The 16,888-nt window shown below is 40.4% G+C and carries 17 protein-coding genes; 10 read left to right on the top strand and 7 right to left on the bottom strand.

Annotated elements, in window-relative coordinates:
• Positions 1-42: 42 nt before the first annotated feature.
• The 4 genes from ACO1XM_RS01990 to ctlX form a co-directional block, all read right to left on the bottom strand.
• Positions 43-885, bottom strand: coding sequence for a pirin family protein (locus ACO1XM_RS01990; protein ID WP_486225433.1), 843 nt, complete (start codon positions 883-885; stop codon positions 43-45).
• Between the two features lie 78 nt (positions 886-963).
• Positions 964-1,527, bottom strand: coding sequence for a hypothetical protein (locus ACO1XM_RS01985; RefSeq protein WP_486225432.1), 564 nt, complete (start codon positions 1,525-1,527; stop codon positions 964-966).
• Between the two features lie 317 nt (positions 1,528-1,844).
• Positions 1,845-3,326, bottom strand: a complete 1,482-nt coding sequence (locus ACO1XM_RS01980; protein WP_486225431.1) for a dihydrolipoyl dehydrogenase family protein — start codon at positions 3,324-3,326, stop codon at positions 1,845-1,847.
• Positions 3,327-3,393: 67 nt separating this feature from the next.
• Positions 3,394-4,347 (bottom strand): citrulline utilization hydrolase CtlX, encoded by a 954-nt coding sequence (gene ctlX, locus ACO1XM_RS01975; protein ID WP_486225430.1) that lies wholly within the window; start codon positions 4,345-4,347, stop codon positions 3,394-3,396.
• A 36-nt stretch (positions 4,348-4,383) separates the two neighbouring features.
• Here ctlX and ACO1XM_RS01970 point away from each other — a divergent pair, with 36 nt between their 5' ends.
• The 3 genes from ACO1XM_RS01970 to ACO1XM_RS01960 are packed head-to-tail and all read left to right on the top strand — an operon-like array spanning position 4,384 to position 7,465.
• On the top strand, positions 4,384-6,360 hold the full coding sequence (locus tag ACO1XM_RS01970) for a sensor histidine kinase (protein WP_486225429.1): 1,977 nt from the start codon (positions 4,384-4,386) through the stop codon (positions 6,358-6,360).
• A 1-nt stretch (position 6,361) separates the two neighbouring features.
• A complete protein-coding gene (locus ACO1XM_RS01965; RefSeq protein ID WP_486225428.1) occupies positions 6,362-6,928 on the top strand; it encodes a phosphatase PAP2 family protein in 567 nt (188 codons plus the stop codon).
• Between the two features lie 27 nt (positions 6,929-6,955).
• Positions 6,956-7,465, top strand: a complete 510-nt coding sequence (locus ACO1XM_RS01960) for a YdeI/OmpD-associated family protein (protein ID WP_486225427.1) — start codon at positions 6,956-6,958, stop codon at positions 7,463-7,465.
• A 7-nt stretch (positions 7,466-7,472) separates the two neighbouring features.
• Here ACO1XM_RS01960 and ACO1XM_RS01955 read toward each other — a convergent pair whose 3' ends face one another.
• Genes ACO1XM_RS01955 through ACO1XM_RS01945 form a run of 3 tightly spaced genes read right to left on the bottom strand, consistent with a single transcriptional unit; the run spans position 7,473 to position 10,795 of the window.
• Positions 7,473-8,546: a glycoside hydrolase family 53 protein gene (locus ACO1XM_RS01955; protein WP_486225426.1), complete on the bottom strand. Its 1,074-nt coding sequence runs from the start codon at positions 8,544-8,546 to the stop codon at positions 7,473-7,475.
• 40 nt (positions 8,547-8,586) lie between these two features.
• Positions 8,587-9,171 (bottom strand): riboflavin synthase, encoded by a 585-nt coding sequence (locus ACO1XM_RS01950; RefSeq protein WP_486225425.1) that lies wholly within the window; start codon positions 9,169-9,171, stop codon positions 8,587-8,589.
• A 1-nt stretch (position 9,172) separates the two neighbouring features.
• Positions 9,173-10,795, bottom strand: a complete 1,623-nt coding sequence (locus ACO1XM_RS01945) for an amidohydrolase (protein ID WP_486226525.1) — start codon at positions 10,793-10,795, stop codon at positions 9,173-9,175.
• Positions 10,796-10,973: 178 nt separating this feature from the next.
• On the opposite strand from ACO1XM_RS01945, the gene ACO1XM_RS01940 reads away from it, so the two are divergent.
• The 7 genes from ACO1XM_RS01940 to ACO1XM_RS01910 all read left to right on the top strand — a co-directional run bounded on the left by ACO1XM_RS01940 (position 10,974) and on the right by ACO1XM_RS01910 (position 16,883).
• Positions 10,974-11,546 carry a hypothetical protein gene (locus ACO1XM_RS01940; protein ID WP_486225424.1) on the top strand — a complete coding sequence of 191 codons (573 nt, stop codon included), beginning with the start codon at positions 10,974-10,976 and terminating at the stop codon, positions 11,544-11,546.
• A gap of 6 nt (positions 11,547-11,552) precedes the next feature.
• Positions 11,553-11,837: a winged helix-turn-helix domain-containing protein gene (locus ACO1XM_RS01935; RefSeq protein WP_486225423.1), complete on the top strand. Its 285-nt coding sequence runs from the start codon at positions 11,553-11,555 to the stop codon at positions 11,835-11,837.
• Between the two features lie 43 nt (positions 11,838-11,880).
• Positions 11,881-12,405 (top strand): hypothetical protein, encoded by a 525-nt coding sequence (locus ACO1XM_RS01930; RefSeq protein WP_486225422.1) that lies wholly within the window; start codon positions 11,881-11,883, stop codon positions 12,403-12,405.
• Between the two features lie 44 nt (positions 12,406-12,449).
• The gene (locus tag ACO1XM_RS01925) at positions 12,450-13,007 is read left to right on the top strand and encodes a DUF7010 family protein (protein ID WP_486225421.1); all 558 of its coding nucleotides are present in this window, start codon (positions 12,450-12,452) and stop codon (positions 13,005-13,007) included.
• Between the two features lie 8 nt (positions 13,008-13,015).
• Positions 13,016-13,771: a tetratricopeptide repeat protein gene (locus tag ACO1XM_RS01920; protein WP_486225420.1), complete on the top strand. Its 756-nt coding sequence runs from the start codon at positions 13,016-13,018 to the stop codon at positions 13,769-13,771.
• Between the two features lie 4 nt (positions 13,772-13,775).
• Positions 13,776-15,887 carry a carboxypeptidase-like regulatory domain-containing protein gene (locus tag ACO1XM_RS01915; RefSeq protein WP_486225419.1) on the top strand — a complete coding sequence of 704 codons (2,112 nt, stop codon included), beginning with the start codon at positions 13,776-13,778 and terminating at the stop codon, positions 15,885-15,887.
• Positions 15,888-15,977: 90 nt separating this feature from the next.
• Positions 15,978-16,883, top strand: coding sequence for a DUF72 domain-containing protein (locus ACO1XM_RS01910; protein ID WP_486225418.1), 906 nt, complete (start codon positions 15,978-15,980; stop codon positions 16,881-16,883).
• Positions 16,884-16,888: the final 5 nt, after the last annotated feature.

Genomic DNA, 16,888 nt, shown 5'->3' with positions numbered 1-16,888 from the left:
AATCAATCAAAGAATTAACTCATCAACAAATCAGCACATCAGTTAGCTTCCAAACTTCCCTGCCTGATAATCGGCATAAGCTTGCTGAATTTCCTCCATGGTGTTCATCACAAAAGGGCCATGTGCCACTAAGGGCTCATTGAACGGGACTGCGTGTCCAAATAAAATAATTGAGTCCGTTAAAGCTTCAATCGTCAAATCTTCTCCCTCATTACTAAACTCAACTAATCGCAACATGGCGGCTTTTGCTTCATTAATAATTACCTCCCCACGTATCATGTAAAAAAATATATTTCTTTCAGCTGCTACCTTAAGAGATAAGGAACTACCTTTTTTCAAATATAAAGTTGAAATAGTAACATCACTGATGGTTTCAAAAGCCGGTTTCTCCTCTTGCCACGAACCCGCAATGGATTGTGCCTGCACTTCCCTTCCCAACTGTACAACTGGTATTTCATGCTTCTGCAGACCTATGTATTTTGGTGTTGTCATTTTATGTTTTGCCGGAAGGTTGAGCCACAATTGCAAGATCTCTAAGGGGCCACCTTCTTTCTTAAACTTTGACGAGGATACCTCTGCATGAATTAAACCACGCCCCGCGGTCATCCACTGTACACCTCCTGCTTCAATCACACTTTCGTGTCCGGCAGAATCCTGGTGCATGATATCGCCTTCAATGATAAAAGTAACAGTCTCCATGCCCCTGTGTGGATGCGGGCCAAAGGGCAAGCCATTATTGTTAGGTTTATACACCTGAGGACCATGATGATTTAAAAACAGGAAGGGATCAATCTGCGGTAAGGAGGGCGCAGGCAATGCATTATAGGTTACTAAGTCAGCAATGGGCGTGTAACGTGCTTTATGAAGTGCTTTTATCTTTCGCATGAGCATACAAATTTCTCCTGCAAATTGCGACAAAGCTTTTTATCAGCGCTTGATGTAGATTAAGAAATTTGCCTAGCGCTACCGTTTGAAAACAAAGGGGTCAGAATCAACTTTAGGAAAGAGCTTGAAATAAGATAAACGTGTTGTGATCAGTTGCTTGCGTTTGCTTACTACAAATTGCCCTTCTAATAAGTCTGAATGGGTTAACAGCATAGAAAAGGTGAAAATGCTTCCGTCAGGTTCCCGGTGAATGTATTTAAAACCTGCTCCATCGGCAAATTCAGACAACTCTCCTACAACGGGATACTTACTGGCATCGCGGTTACTCATGGATACCTCCATAAAATCGCGCTTGCTGTCCATCGTTTCTTTGATGATGGCTACCCTGGCATAATTATCCTTTTGTTCTACGGTACGTGAAATCTGCTTTCCGGTAAGCCAATGTCTTTTGGTTTTGGTAATTACACAAGAGACTGAATAAATACCTTCCACCGGTTGTGCCGCGGTACCATCGCGGTGCAGGTAGCGATGGATCATGTCCTCAAAACTTACCTGTTCATGCTGGAAACGCTTGGTGCCTGTTCGTTGCGCTAACACATTTGTGCTGATAAACAGGGTCAGGAAGATGAGGGTGGGTCGCATATACTTATTTCTTATACGTAAAATCAAGGAATTGGGTATTAACTAAATTTACTAAATCATCGTCCCTGCGGAGACGGTTACTAATTTCAAATTCTCAAATCTCCAAATTCAAAAATTTATCATCCCATCTCCAAATTAACAAATCAGCATATCAGCACATCAATACAGATTGCTTCGCCATCCCACCCATACCCTACGCTTCATTCCTCGCAATGACGCGATCTTTAATCTTCAAATTTTCAAATCTTAAAATTATCAAATCAATCAACGAATTACCTCATCAACGAATCTACACATCAGCACATCAACAAATCAACCTAAAAGTCAATATCTGCATACTGTCCTTTAATACTTGTTCTGCAAGATAAGCGGCTACGCAATGCACTGGGTTTAAAAGTAGAGTTACCCAGCAACATGCGCACACATTCTTGTATACCCTCCGTTATTGATGGGTGTGGGTGTACACATTCTGCCAACTCTTCAATTCCCTTATCCATCGAAATTAATAAAGCCACTGCCTGTATAGCGCTGGATGCGTGATTTCCAACAACCTTCATGCCGAGTATCTTCATATGCTCATCATGGGTTACTAAAAGTTTGATAAAACCTTGTGTATTGCGTTTAGCAATGGCTCTGGGTATACAACTGTAATCGAGGGTTACTACTTTATAATCGATGCCCTTTTCACGTGCCTGTACTTCATTAAGCCCTACCCCGGCTACCTCAGGACTCAAAAACATAATGGTGCTTATATTTTCGTAAACGAGTTTGCGGTCTGGCTTACCAAAGATGCGTTCTACTGCATAACGCCCTTCCAGTTCTCCCACATTCACGAGGGATATGTCGGCAGTTAAATCGCCAACCGCAAAAATATTGCTGACATTGGTCTGTGTATCGTTATCTTCAATACCACGCTTGCTGATATTGATGCCCACTTTATCGTCCCACAAATCTTCCAGGTTGGGTACACGACCTACCGACACAAGGGCTTTTTCAACATTAAATACTTCTTTGCTGCTGTCGTTATATTCCAACTCATACTCTACACGACCATGCTTAATCTCCATGCGCACCAGTCTGGAGTTGCGGTGAATTAATACACCACTGTTCTCCATATTTCTTTCAATGACTTTCACAACATCATCATCTTCAAAGGGCAGTATTCTGTCGCCTTTGTCAATGAGGTGAACTTTGGTTTTACCAAAGCCAGAGAAAATGGTAGCATACTCGCAACCAATAACACCGGCACCGACAATCACCATGCTTTCAGGGAAGTCATTTAATTTTTCAATACCCTCGCTGGTTAAAACAATTTTTTCGTCAATGGGCAGCTCAGGTAAATAGCGTGGTCGGCTGCCAGTGGCCAATATGATATATTCGGCATAGACAACTTCTTTGACATGCCCGCGTGTGATTTCTATTTCATGCTGACTGATGAGTCTGGCGTTGCCTTCTTTAAAAGATAGCAAGGTTCGGCCATTCATGTTACGCAACGTATCCATGTGTTCGTCTAACATAGACTTGCGCTCTTCTACTGCGCGCTGCACCTCCTCCTGAATTTCTTTGTAATTGATACTGGGTGCCTGCAGGTTAAAACGTTTCAAGTTTTTGCGGAATGATGCCGTCTCGCGAGACAATTCCCACCAGGTTTTAGAGGATAGCGCACCGTTAGTAACCCCGGCACCACCTACCCTGTTTTTTTCTACCAGCAAAACTTTTTTCTTAAAATCGAGAGCACGCATGGCGGCTGCGTAGCCTGAGGGGCCGGCTCCAATCACAACCAGGTCAAATTTTTCCATAGACTAAAACCTTAGACGTTTCAGCCCTAAGTTACGAATAGGCATGAAGGACGAAAAGGTTTTTCACTCACTTTTTTGGGGCATGAATGCCCCCTACCATGCAACGCACACTGCCGCCACCGTGTGTTTCAATGGTTTGAATATTAATCGGTAATAAATCCGCAAATTGGGTAATCGCATCAATTTGCCCTGGAATTAGCGTATTAAAGGCTTGTTGAGAAAGTAATACAAAAGGTTCTCCTTTTTTACTCTTAACTTCCAACATGTTACCAGCAAAAGATTCCATCTGGGCATAGCTGATGGCCACTACTTTATGCCCAGTATTTGCAAAAGAGCTAAGTACCAACTCCTGATCCTCATCTTTTCGAATCGCATCCAGACAAAGCACCACAAATTTTTCTCCCACACACATCAGCACATTCGTGTGGTAAATGGACTTCCCTTGCTGGTCTACTGCATCGAAAATGATGAGTACATAGCCAAGGCGTTGTGAAATCTCGCGAGCTAAGCCTTCGTTTGTTCGTTCTGACCTTGAGGCATAGGCGATTTTATTGACGTGGTCGAATACCAAACTTCCGGTACCTTCTACTATTTTTTTATTTCGCTCTTCTGCAGAGAAATCAATAATGTCCTTGATAGCAAACTTATCTCTGAGCATTTGTACAAACTCCGGTCTTCTTTCCTGCCTTCTGTTTTGCGCAAGCATGGGGTATAAAAGTAATTTGCCATCCTCATGCACACTCATCCAATTGTTAGGAAAAATCGCATCCGGCTTTATTGGATCTTTGGTATCCTCAAATACCACTAATTCAATATTGTTTTCTTTCAAAAGGTCAACCATGGCATCAAACTCCTTCAATGCCATACGGTGTATATTAACCTGGTCAACTTCTGCAGATCGTTGAAAAGAATTGGTAGAAGCTGTTTGTTCATTAAAGCCAAAGTTGGCTGGCCTGACCATGAATAAAGAATGAGGAGCTTGTTGAAATAACATGGCGCAAATATGCCAAAAGAGCATCATTATTTAACTATTTTTGATATTGCTAAAATTGTAAATGTGAGATCCCTCATTCGTGCTTTGGTCAATGCCGGAATAAAAGACGGCAAATCAGCTTCCGAACGAAGAGGAATTTTACTTTGTAATCAGATTAACCTAATCTTATTTGGTTTAGGCCTTTTCCTCAGCATTTTTTACTGGATCTATTACCCACCCAATACCCTTCGCTATTTGATTCCAGCCATTGGGGGTCTGGGGATTCTTTTTATATTTTTAAATGCACTTCATTATAACAACCTAAGCAGAATAGGCACAAGCTTGTTTGTTCCATTTTCAACAATGGCGCTTTCTTTATACTCCAAAAATCTTTATTACGACCAACAAATTGATCTAGATTATTTTACATTTCGCTTCATAATACTTGGTGCCTCTATCTTACCAGCCGTTCTATTCTCTACAAGAGAAAAGTTTTATCTCTTCTGCTGTCTAATACTCAATTTTACATTATTAATCTCGCATGATCCTTTACACAATGCTTTTGGTGTAGGCTACAAAGCGCAGGGGATTGATTTGCAAACCTATAGTTTTGCTAATGTTGTAATTGGTGTCACCTATTTTGTCTTGTTGGGATCTGTGCTTTTTTTAAAAATAAATCTTGAGCGGGCAGATCGTAAAAATTTAAGGCTGTTGGATGATGTCCGCAAAAGTAATGAAGAACTTATTTTTAAAAATAATGAAATAGAGGCGCAGCATCAGGAGCTGCTGGCACAAAGTGAAAAACTGGCAATCAATCAAGAGGAATTACTGGCAGCAAATCGTGTGATTGAAGAACAAAAGGAACTGCTCTCAAATCATAATAAAAATCTGCAATCTGAACTGGTAGAAAAAAACCAGGATTTATCAGAAGCAAATGCAGAATTGATCAAATACAATAATGAACTAAGACAATTTTCTTACACAATCTCCCATAATTTGCGTGGGCCTTTGGCTAGTTTGTTAGGATTGGTCAGTCTCTTTGATCAGAAATCACTTAGCGGAGAAAATCTTACCATCGCCAATCATATTCTTGACTCTGCCCAAAGGCTTGATGGGATTGTAAAAGATTTAAATAAGATAATTGATATCCGAAATGACATTTTTAAGATCAGACAGAAGATTGCTCTGGAGGACGAATTATTTCTCATTCAGAACGTTCTCAAGAAAGAGTTAAATCCTGATCAAAGTATCCTGGATATTTCACTTGACGGATGCCCTCACGTGTATTCAGTACGTCCCATGGTTCACAGTATTTTATACAATTTAATCAGTAATGCATTAAAGTATAAAGCGCCTGAACGCAAGGCCGTGATTAGCATTAAAGCAACACAGAATACCGATTATTATATATTAAGTGTAGAAGACAACGGACTAGGCATTGATCTTAAAAAGCATGAAGAAAGTCTTTTCAAACTGTACAAAAGATTTCACTACCATACTGAAGGCAAAGGGATAGGTTTATACCTGGTTAAATTACAAAGTGAGGCACTGGGAGGTTATGTGGAAGTAGCCAGTGAACTTAACCGTTTTACGAGATTTACCGTTTATCTGCGGAAGCCGGATAATATTGAAAGACAAATATTATCTGATGAGCCGCATGCAAAGATATTTTTTGACGCCAGTATTAACGCCACTGGCATCATGTGGAAGGGCCCTATAACCAGCGAACAGTATAGAGATGTATTTTTAAAAAGCCTGGGATTTGTAAAAGCTTTTAACACACCCAACTACATTGCCGATATTTCTGCGCAGGGCCCCGTTTCAGAAGAAGATCAGCAATGGATGTTTACGAGTATAATTCCAGAAGCCATTCAGTTTGGTATGCGCAGAATTGCCAGTGTAAAACCTGATGTAAAACATGAGCTTATTAAGAAATACCTGGAGGGCATCAATAACACACTTCATAGACAAGGTGCAACCTATCAAGTGTTTGAAAGTATGGATGAAGCAACAAACTGGATGCGCGTGTCCAATGAATTAGAACTCAGTCAGAAAAAATAATATGGAAACCATCAAGGAACTCGACCGCGATCTGCTTATTTTTTTAAACAGTTTTCATGCACCCTGGCTTGATCCTATTATGTTTTGGACTACTAAAACATTCTTTTGGTTGCCCCTTTATCTCTTCCTGCTTTACCTGATCATTATCAATTACAAAAAGAAAAGTTGGATACCTGTTATTGGCATTGCTATTACCATTTTGTTAGCTGATCAGATTACCAGTGGTTTTATGAAACCATTTTTTGAAAGATTACGTCCCTCGCGAGAGCCAGGTCTGGAAGGCCTGCTGCACCATGTTAATAACTACAAGGGTGGTAAGTATGGTTTTTCATCCGGACATGCAGCCAATACTTTAGGCACTGCCACATTCTTTTTTCTGCTTTTCAAAAATAAATATCGCTGGATTATTTATCTGTTTGTATGGGCTGTGTTTATGACGTATACAAGAATTTACTTAGGCGTACACTACCCGGGCGATATATTGGTAGGTGGTACTATTGGTATACTCTGTGGTTGGGCTGGGTTTAAACTACAAGCTTCTTTAGAAAAACGTTTTACAAAAGTTTAGCACATTCATCAATTTTATGGAATAAGCATGGTTGAATACAAAACCACCATACTGAAATTTGCAAAGAACGGTGAGAAAACCGGTTGGACATACATTGATGTGCCCGCTGACGTTGCTGAACAATTAGTGGCCGGCAATAAAAAATCTTTTCGGGTTAAGGGTAAATTAGATAAGCATACCATAAAGCAGGTCGCGTTAATTCCGATAGGTAATGGAAATTTCATCATCCCTATTAATGCAACGCTAAGAAAAGCCCTTGGAAAAAAAGAAGGCGCTCAAGTAATGGTATCCATTGCTGTAGATAAAGCAGCATTTAAGTTTGATGAAGATTTCATGACTTGTTTGGAAGATGACGCTAAAGCAATGAAATATTTTAAAACATTGACAGGCTCTCACAAAAAATACTTTAGCAAATGGATTGAAAGTGCTAAAACAGAAGAAACAAAAGTGAAGCGTATCACCATGGCCATCAGCGCACTCAGCAGAGATATGGGTTATCCTGAAATGCTCAGAGAAGGTAAAGCAAAAAAAGGATAGGGATTAATCAATCGTTGAATACCTCTATAGCTGGCAGCACTTTATGATCAAAATCAAATAAGGCCATGTTCTCCCAGTCAGAACCATTGGTTGCTTCATTACCACGGTAAGCCACCCACTCAGGTGCCCAGTAAGCAAAACCAATCGCTTCGTCTGTATTTACAATTATGGATTTTACTTTTAACATAAAAGCCTTCTGCCCTTCGGGGCTTGCAGGATAACTCGCAATCAAATGGCCAGGTTCTCCAATTAGGTTATTTGTCCAGTCATTCCATTGCAGTGTAAATGGATATGCCGTCTCCGCTATTACAATATCTTTTTGATTGGCTACACTGATTCTTTTCAGTGCAGCTTCTACTTCAGTTAAATTTTTTGAATGCCAGCGTGGGTAGTAGGATAAGGCAATGATATCATAGTCTACTTGTTGGTTCTTTAGAATAGCATAAAACCAATCGGCATCAATGCCAGCATAATGAATCATTACTTTAGTAGCTGAAGATACATCTCTGACAGCGTCTGCACCGCGCTTGAGAAAAGTAACAAAGTTGTTGCTGTTTGCAATTGCTCCTTCGGGCCAAACCAACCCTCCATTAATTTCATTGCCTACTTGTATATAGTCCGGAGATAAACGTTGCATTACTTTCTTCGTGTAATTGTAAACACTATCAGACAGGCCTTGCAGATCAGCAACTTGCCAGGCTTGTGGTTTTGTTTGCTTGCCCGGATCAGCCCAGGTATCCGAGTAATGTAATGTAATCCAGATTTTAAATCCTTTTGCTTTGGCTTCTGCTGCAAACACAGCTACTTCCGCCAGTGAGGACCTTCCATCGGCAGGTGTATGCCATACACGCAAACGCAAAGTATTGCAACCCGCGTCTTTCAGTATATCGAGAACATCTTTGGGTGAGTTCTGAACATTATAAAAAACAGTTCCCTCTTCTCTGATCTCCTGTAAGAAAGAAACATCCGCTGCTTTAATCAAGTCTTTTTCAACAGGGTCAACAGCAGCTTGTGGATCATCAGAGCATGCCGATAATGAGATGAAGCAGAGCAAAAGCGTTGGAAGTAATTTTACTTTCATCTTTATTATTTTCTAGGTGCCATAACAATAATGTAAGGATTTATTTCCCCAGCAACCGTTTTACATATTTGCCCACAATATCAAATTCGAGGTTGACAGTATCCCCTGCTTTTATATGTTTAAAGGTGGTGTGCTCATAGGTATAGGGTATAATGGCCACACGAAAACTATTTGCTGAAGAATTAAAGCACGTTAAGCTAACACCATTGATGCAAATTGAACCCTTTTCTACAGTTACATTCCCTTCTGCCGCATCATATTCGAAATCAAAGAGCCAGCTACCGTTTTCATCTTGCACACTTTTACAAATGGCTACCTGATCCACATGGCCTTGTACAATGTGACCGTCAAAGCGACCGTTGGCCACCATACAGCGCTCCAGATTAACTGAGGAGCCTTTTTGCAAATGACCAAGGTTCGTTTTCTTCAACGTTTCGTCAATGGCAGTAACCCAATGCTTGTTGCCCTCAACCTTGGTCACGGTTAAACATACTCCATTATGCGAAACACTTTGATCTACTTTTAATGCATTGCCGATATCACTTGCTATGGCAAAATGGGTGTTCGTTTGTGTTTGTTGTATATCTACAATTTTACCAAGCGTTTCTATAATTCCAGTAAACATCTTATTTCTTCTCCGATAATTTTAATACTTGTTCGCGTTGATCTGGTCGTACCGTAGGATACTGTATACCCAATTGTTCCAAATAGGTTTTATACTTAGCAGGATTGTAATAATACTTTTGTAAGGCAGGCTTGTGCTGCGTCATGATCTCTTTGTTTAAATAAATAGCAGGATAATCCTTAGGACCTGCCAAGGGTGTGTATTGTAATTCTTTTGTCTGCTCATTCTTATAATAATCCCATGCATTTTTTAAAATGTCTGGGTTCAGTAAGAGATCAAGTACTGTCATGGCTTCTGCCTTGGCACCGGCAATAATGCCTTTATGTGCAATAGGTGTTGCCATAGAAATAGCATTTGACCAATGATGGCCTGGCAAATCAGGAATGTTGGATGGATAGCGTAGGACTACCGTTGGCAATGACCATGAAATATCAGCAATATCATCAGAGCCTCCTGCCATCGTCAGGGTCATTCTGCCCATGCTCATTACAGGTTTGGTAGCTGCCGGCATGCCAATGGTGTCCAGCTTGGTGGCCAATCCCTCTACTTTACTTGCCTTCATTTCTAATTGAGTAGCCTTGGCCAATAATTGATCATCTTCCGACCATGTTGGCAAGCCTACTTTTTTCATATTTAAATACATGGCCTCTGCAATAGGTTGATTAAAATGACCGGGCCATGCAGATCCCAGTACTTCATACTTTACTTTCGTATCCGTCATCATGGCTGCACCTTCAGCAATCTTCACACCTGTTTCAAATAACTTTTTTATGTCCGGATAAGTTCGCTCTCTGAAATAATACCAAACAGAAGCTTTCGATGGCACAACATTGGGTTGATCACCACCATCATCAATAACATAATGCGATCGTTGGGTAAGCTCTAAGTGTTCACGCTTAAAGTTCCATCCGATATTCATGAGCTCTACGGCATCGAGAGCACTTCTTCCACGCCAGGGAGCGCCAGCAGCATGAGCAGCCTGACCTTCGAAAGTAAAACGAACTGACACCAAACCATTGTTGCCCGCATCGCCATACGATACACCCAAATTATTGCCAACGTGAGTAAAGATGCAGGCATCTACATCTTTAAAATAACCATCGCGTACATAAAATGCTTTAGCTCCTACTAACTCTTCTGCCACACCGGGCCACAACATTAAAGTGCCGGGTATCTTTTCTCGTTCCATTATTTTTTTCAAAGCCAAGGCTGCCACAATATTTAAGGCTTGCCCTGAGTTGTGACCTTCACCATGACCGGGTGCTCCTTCCACGATCGGATCGTGGTAAGCCACACCTGGCTTTTGAGAAGCTTTGGGGATGCAATCCACATCAGAGCCTATGGCGATCACCGGTTTACCGTTGCCCCACTTGGCAATCCAGGCAGTGGGCATATTGGCAATTCCTTTTTGTATAGTGAAGCCGTTTTTCTGAAGCAAATCGGTGAGGTAGGTAAAGGTTTGTTCTTCCTGAAAACCAAGCTCTGAAAAACTAAAGAGCATATCGTTTATCTGCTGACCGGTAGTGTATTGTTTTTCCACTTCGGCCAAAACCTCTGCTTTAAGCTTTTCTAAGCGATCGGGATTTACTTGGGCATGTATGACAAAGCTTGTGCACACCAGCATCAGCAGTAAGACTTTTCTCATAAGTTTGAATGGTTTCATGCAAGATACCTAAAGAAGACCTGCCACTGCAAGCTTTACAGGACAGGGAAAAACCCTGTTTTAAAGGGTAAATAGAGGTTTTTAAAAATAATTTGGTTTATAATATAAACCAGTTTATGTTTGTGTCGTTATTACGATTATGGAAAGCGAGAACAAAAACCTTAGTCCGGAGCAAAGCCTCGATATTATTGCCAGCATGATCAGGCAAACACAGGGAAATGTAAGTGGCAACAGCTTTTATTTTCTTTTGTGGGGTTGGGTAATTACGCTTTGTAATTTCGGTATGTATATTTTATCAAAAATATATTCACCACAACATGCAGCCTTCATCTGGGCACTCAGTATACCTGCCTGGATTATTACCATGATTTATGCCAGCAGGCAAGATAGATCGAGAGCCATCACTACCCATTTAGATAAGATCAGTATGTGGCTTTGGATTGCACTGGGTATTACAATACTTCCCTCCTGGATATTTGGTTCAGCCGTAGAGTGGCGTGTAAATGCCCTTGTGCTGATGCCGGTGGGTATGGCCACCTTTGTGTCTGGTATTATCATTCGCTTCAAACCACTTTTGTTTGGTGGTATCACTTTTTGGATAGCAGGCACCTTGTGTTTTATTGTGTCGCCCCTTGATCAGTATCTGGTAGGTGGTGTTGCTATGATCTTCGGTTATTTGCTGCCTGGTTATATGTTGAGAAGTAAAAAATAAGAGACCATGTTGAAAGAACTTGATCCACTTCTCCATTCGCAATTAAGATTAGGTATTATGTCAATACTGATGAGTGTTGAATCTGCAGAGTTTACTTTTTTAAAAGAGAAAACGAATTCAACCGCGGGCAATCTGAGTGTGCAACTCGATAAACTTTCGGAAGCCGGATATATTACCATTGAAAAATCATTTAATGGAAAAAAACCATTGACCACTTGCAGGATTAACCGCAAAGGCATGAAAGCATTTGAAGATTATGTCAATGCATTAAAAGATTATATCAAAAAATAATTTTTTTGAGTTTTTAGTTTATAAAATAAACCAGTTTATGATTATGAAAAACCTACTCTTCCTCCTCCTGTTGCAGGTAAGTATTCAACAGGTATTCGCACAGCGTCCGGATGTATCAGCACGCTGCAGACAAGAAATGAAAAAGCTGGCCTATATGGCTGGTGACTGGAAAGGCGAAGCCAGTATTCGCAATCAAAGTGGTGTGATGAAAGTGGTGCAGACAGAACACATTGAATTTAAACTGGATAGTCTGGTGCTCAACATTGAAGGTATTGGTCGTGAGGGAGATAAAATTACTTTTCACGCATTGGCAAACATTCATTATGATGTTACCTCCCAAGCATTTCAATTTAAATCGTACGTAAAGGAAGGTTTTAGTACCAATGCTTATTTCAAAATTATTGGTGACCATCAATTCGAGTGGGGTTTTGATATTCCTTCCGGTGGCAAAACGCGCTATACCATTACCTTAAATCCTGCCAACAAAACATGGTATGAGATCGGTGCATATTCACGCGATGGCCAACAGTGGTTCAACTTCATTGAAATGAATCTTACTAAAATCTAACACTTCCTGCAATTTTAAATTTCAAATTTCAAATTCAAAATTATATGACACTCGATCAGCAACGCGAAGCATTCAGTCGCAGACGCTTTCTTGCCATGCCTCTTGCCGGCACTATCGTATGGATCTTCATTGGCATTGGCAGCAGATTCTTTAGTCCTACAGGTCTTGTCTGGTTAACTTTTATTGGTACAGGCAGTATTGCCTATCTCGGTATTATGCTTTCTAAACTGACAGGCGAAAATTTTACAGATAAGAACAAACCAAAAAATACTTTTGACACACTCTTCTTTTATACCGTAGGCATGTCTTTGCTGGTATATGCTATTGCTATTCCTTTCTTCATGGTTGATTATACCACCTTACCTTTTACGGTTGGTGTATTGGCCGGACTCATGTGGCTGCCGATGTCATGGATTATTCAACATTGGATTGGTCTTTTTCATGCCATCAGCAGAACGCTTTTGTTGGTTGCTGTTTACTTTCTCTTCCCTGAGCAACGCTTTCTGGCAAGTTCCATAGTTGTAGTCAGTATCTACCTGATCACCATCGTTGTATTAGAAAAACGTTGGAAAACAATTAATCAAGTTAAATCAAACCATTAATTAAGCATATGAAAACCGCATTCATTTTTTTAAGTCTATTGTTTTCTTTCAACGCCATTAATGCACAAGAAGAACTGAATAAGCTTCTTTACCGTGCCTACCTGATAAACAATACCAGCACACAAGCAGAGTTAAAGCAGGCAGAAACCAAATACCGTGAAGCAGTAAAAGCTGATCCTAAAAATACAGGCAAAAGATATACACTCGGTTTAATACAATGGAGTTTGCTCAACGCCAGTATGCGAACACAAGATGAAACACTCTTTGATGAATACTATGATCCACTGATTGACAACCTGGATGAAATACTCGCTATTGACAACAAACACGCAGAGGCACTGGCCTTACAATCATCTGCCTATGGATTAAAAATAAGTTACAGTCCGATGCAGGGAATGTTTCTTGGCCCCAAGAGCAGTGGTATTATTGAAAAAGCAAAAAAACTCAATCCCAACTCAGCATTGGTCTGGAAAATCTATGCCGGATCAAAACTATTCACACCTGAAATGTGGGGCGGAGATGTAAAGGAGGCTATTAAAGCTTTTGAAACGGCTGTTAAACTGTACGAATCAAAACCTGAATCACTAACCGATAACTGGCAATACCTGGATACATTGGCATTTCTCGGGCAGGCATACGTAAAAGATGAACAAGCTAAAAAAGCCATTGTCATTTACGAGAAAGCTTTGCAAGTAGAACCAGAGTTCAACTATGTAAAGAAGTCTTTATTACCAAAAGCAAAAGAAAAAGCCAAAACCATTTAATAAAATGAAAATTCTGCTGCCTTTCGCTTTGATTCTGTTTTTTACTCAGTTTATGTATGCCCAATGTTCAAATGTAAAAGGCCTGGTGCGCGATGCAGAAACAGAAACTGTTTTGCCGGGTGCTACAGTCTATCATGTAAATGATCATCAAAAGGGAACAACAACAGATGGTAATGGTGAATTTAGTCTGGTTGCAAATGTTGGTAGTCAGATAAAGTTAAGTTTTATTGGTTATGAAGCGCAAACGATCACGGTTGATAGCACCTGTATAGTTCTTATTAAGCTCGCACCGCTTGCAACAAGCCTCAGTGAAATGACCATACGGGCTGAGCGCTTAGTGGCCGAAGGGTTTACTATTACCAAACTTTCCAAACTCAATATTTACACCAACCCTGGTGCAAAAGCAGATCCCTTATTAGCGGTGAACACCTTGCCAGCAGCCACTACGTTAGATGAGTCAGCCAACATCAGTTTACGCGGTGCCGACCCTTCAGAGACGGGAATTTTTCTGAACAATGTGCCCGTTAACGATGCCGTACGCTATGCGCAATTAAATGGGATTGGCACCTTCAGTATTTTTAATACTGCCATTATCAGTCAGATGCTGGTATATCCGGGCAACCCGCCATTGGAATACGGAAATACTACATCAGGCTTAATTGCTTTAAGTACCGATGAACAAGTGCCCAAACAAAACACGCATTCGGTAACAATTTCATTAGCGAATATTGGCTTATTAAGTAGTCGAAAGCTTTCTGAAAAATCCTCACTGACTGCTTTTACCAATATTCAACCTTCGGCAGGAATAAAGTTTATTAACCCTGCCTCGCTGGAAAGATTAAAAAGATTCAACACGATTGATCTGGGTCTTCATTACTTAAATCGATTAAGTGAACGTACCCTGTTAAAAGTATTCAGTTACAGCAATGCAGAATCTTTCAGCTATGAAACACGTCAGCCTACTTACAATGGTAATTTTGATCAGGAAAAGCGGAGAACGCTTTTAATACTTAACCTGCGCCATCGCTTACCATATGGCGAGCTATCTTTTAACAGTGGTGCCAATATTTCGTCCAGCAACTTCCAACTGAGTATTATCGACACTAAACTTCAGATGCAGGATTATTACGCGAGTCTTACTTATCAGTACGCCTGGAAATTGCTGGAAGTAAAAACAGGCTTAACGTATGATTACAGGTCAACTGATTTTGCAGGTGATGTGCCTGTGTATGGATTTGCACTTGGCGAAGAACATCCCACTTTTAATTTATCCTCCTTGCAAACTGCACAGACCCCGGAAGCTTTTGTGTACGCTAATTATCACCTAAGCGACCAGTGGCAGGTAGGCACAGGCCTCAGGAAAAATGTTTTCCCAGAAAATAAAAACAATTACCTCAGCAGTCAGGTCAATGTTTCATATCAGCCGGCAGCATCCTGGAACATTATACTATCGGCTGGCAACTATAACAAAGTAACCATTTCGCAGGAAGGCTATGCGCAACTATTGCAATACAACAGCAAACAGTATTCGTTGGACATTGCACGTAAAACTACCAGGTTTGAAAACAGTTTGTCTTTGTATTACAAGCAAGGGAGCAGAAATGAACTGCAAACTTCTGTTAAGGGAATAGAGTTTTATAGTCGATACCAAATACCTCAAAAAATCCGTATTGAACTGGCGTTAACATCGCTGGATGCCTCTCAACAACAAACGCAATCCATCACGCAGGCCTCTCGTTACGACATCAATTATATCATCAGAAACACCATTGAATATAAGTTTTTCTCTACCTGGACAATTGCTGCAGTTTTAATGAGGCGCCAGGGAAGTTTTTATGATCCGGTTACGCAAGCCAATTATCGATCCGATCTAAATGTTTATGAACCTGTGTATGGAGCTTCGCAGCGACTCAGCGATTACGTACAAATGGATATGAGCTTAACAAAATTATTCCTGTTAGGAAAAAAAGGGACTGCCGTCATCTTTGCCAACACAGGCAATGTACCCAATTTTAAGAATGTAAGAAGTTACCATTACAACTTCGATTACACTGAAAAAAGTGAAGAACTATTTTCCTTGCGTACCTTTTATGTCGGGCTAATTCTGAATTTTTAAAATTGTAACAACAAAGCAAAATTACGTGGACGTTTAATATTCACAGGATAATTCTCAATTTACATTAACTTTACCTTTCAATTTTCTCTTATGGAATTCGGTAAAGTAGACGCATCTGATCTTGATAAAATAGATTTCAAATTACCCCCTGACCATGTTGATACTACCGCCATTTTAGCCAAAACGAAAAAAAAGGATACGCAGATTTACATCGGTTGTGCCAAATGGGGCCGAAAAGATTGGGTTGGCAAACTGTATCCACCCAAAACAAAGGAAGCTGATTTTTTAACACACTATGCCAAACATTTTAACTGCATAGAATTAAACGCTACCTTCTACCGCATGCCTACGCCTGCTCAGATAAAAACATGGAAAAGTAAAGTCGGAAAAGATTTTAAGTTCTGTCCTAAGTTTGTAGACCAGATTACACATTTGCGCAGACTAAAAAATGTAAAAGAACTCACTGATCAATTTCTCGAAGCCATTTACGAATTCGGAGAAAATCTTGGACCTATTTTTCTCATGCCTCATCCACAAATGGGGCCAAAAGCATTGGAAAACATACAAACATTTATTGAATCACTCCCGGAAGAAGTCGACTTATTTACCGAGTTCAGGCATCCTGAATGGTTTAGTAATCAGCAGGCCTTTGATCAGGTATTTGAAGTATTGAAAAAACAAAAATCAGGTGCCATAATTACCGATGCCAGTGGCAGGCGCGATTGTGTACACATGCGCCTGAGTACACCGGAAGCTTTTATCCGTTTTGTGGGTAATGGTTTACACCCAACAGACTACACACGTGTTGATGACTGGGTGCAACGCATGAAACAGTGGAAAGAGCAAGGCATAAAGCGCATGTGGTTTTTTATGCACCAGCATGAAGAATTACACTCACCAGAACTCTGTCGTTATCTGATTCCTGAAATCAATAAACATTGCGGTACGCATATCAAGGGAATCAATTTTATTGAAAGTCAGGACTTGTTCGGATAAATACG

The sequence above is a fragment of the Chryseotalea sp. genome (genome assembly GCF_057350905.1).
This window is presented reverse-complemented; position numbering and strand designations above follow the sequence as displayed.

Bases quoted from the DNA above. Each gene is read 5' to 3' on its own strand.
- ACO1XM_RS01955 (WP_486225426.1), bottom strand. From the start codon at position 8,546: ATGAAAGTAAAATTACTTCCAACGCTTTTGCTCTGCTTCATCTCATTA.
- ACO1XM_RS01930 (WP_486225422.1), top strand. From the start codon at position 11,881: ATGAAAAACCTACTCTTCCTCCTCCTGTTGCAGGTAAGTATTCAACAG.
- ACO1XM_RS01940 (WP_486225424.1), top strand. From the start codon at position 10,974: ATGGAAAGCGAGAACAAAAACCTTAGTCCGGAGCAAAGCCTCGATATT.
- ACO1XM_RS01910 (WP_486225418.1), top strand. From the start codon at position 15,978: ATGGAATTCGGTAAAGTAGACGCATCTGATCTTGATAAAATAGATTTC.
- ACO1XM_RS01915 (WP_486225419.1), top strand. From the start codon at position 13,776: ATGAAAATTCTGCTGCCTTTCGCTTTGATTCTGTTTTTTACTCAGTTT.
- ACO1XM_RS01980 (WP_486225431.1), bottom strand. From the start codon at position 3,326: ATGGAAAAATTTGACCTGGTTGTGATTGGAGCCGGCCCCTCAGGCTAC.
- ACO1XM_RS01985 (WP_486225432.1), bottom strand. From the start codon at position 1,527: ATGCGACCCACCCTCATCTTCCTGACCCTGTTTATCAGCACAAATGTG.
- ACO1XM_RS01990 (WP_486225433.1), bottom strand. From the start codon at position 885: ATGCGAAAGATAAAAGCACTTCATAAAGCACGTTACACGCCCATTGCT.
- ACO1XM_RS01920 (WP_486225420.1), top strand. From the start codon at position 13,016: ATGAAAACCGCATTCATTTTTTTAAGTCTATTGTTTTCTTTCAACGCC.
- ACO1XM_RS01950 (WP_486225425.1), bottom strand. From the start codon at position 9,171: ATGTTTACTGGAATTATAGAAACGCTTGGTAAAATTGTAGATATACAA.
- ACO1XM_RS01925 (WP_486225421.1), top strand. From the start codon at position 12,450: ATGACACTCGATCAGCAACGCGAAGCATTCAGTCGCAGACGCTTTCTT.
- ACO1XM_RS01965 (WP_486225428.1), top strand. From the start codon at position 6,362: ATGGAAACCATCAAGGAACTCGACCGCGATCTGCTTATTTTTTTAAAC.
- ACO1XM_RS01960 (WP_486225427.1), top strand. From the start codon at position 6,956: ATGGTTGAATACAAAACCACCATACTGAAATTTGCAAAGAACGGTGAG.
- ACO1XM_RS01935 (WP_486225423.1), top strand. From the start codon at position 11,553: ATGTTGAAAGAACTTGATCCACTTCTCCATTCGCAATTAAGATTAGGT.
- ctlX (WP_486225430.1), bottom strand. From the start codon at position 4,347: ATGATGCTCTTTTGGCATATTTGCGCCATGTTATTTCAACAAGCTCCT.
- ACO1XM_RS01945 (WP_486226525.1), bottom strand. From the start codon at position 10,795: ATGCTGGTGTGCACAAGCTTTGTCATACATGCCCAAGTAAATCCCGAT.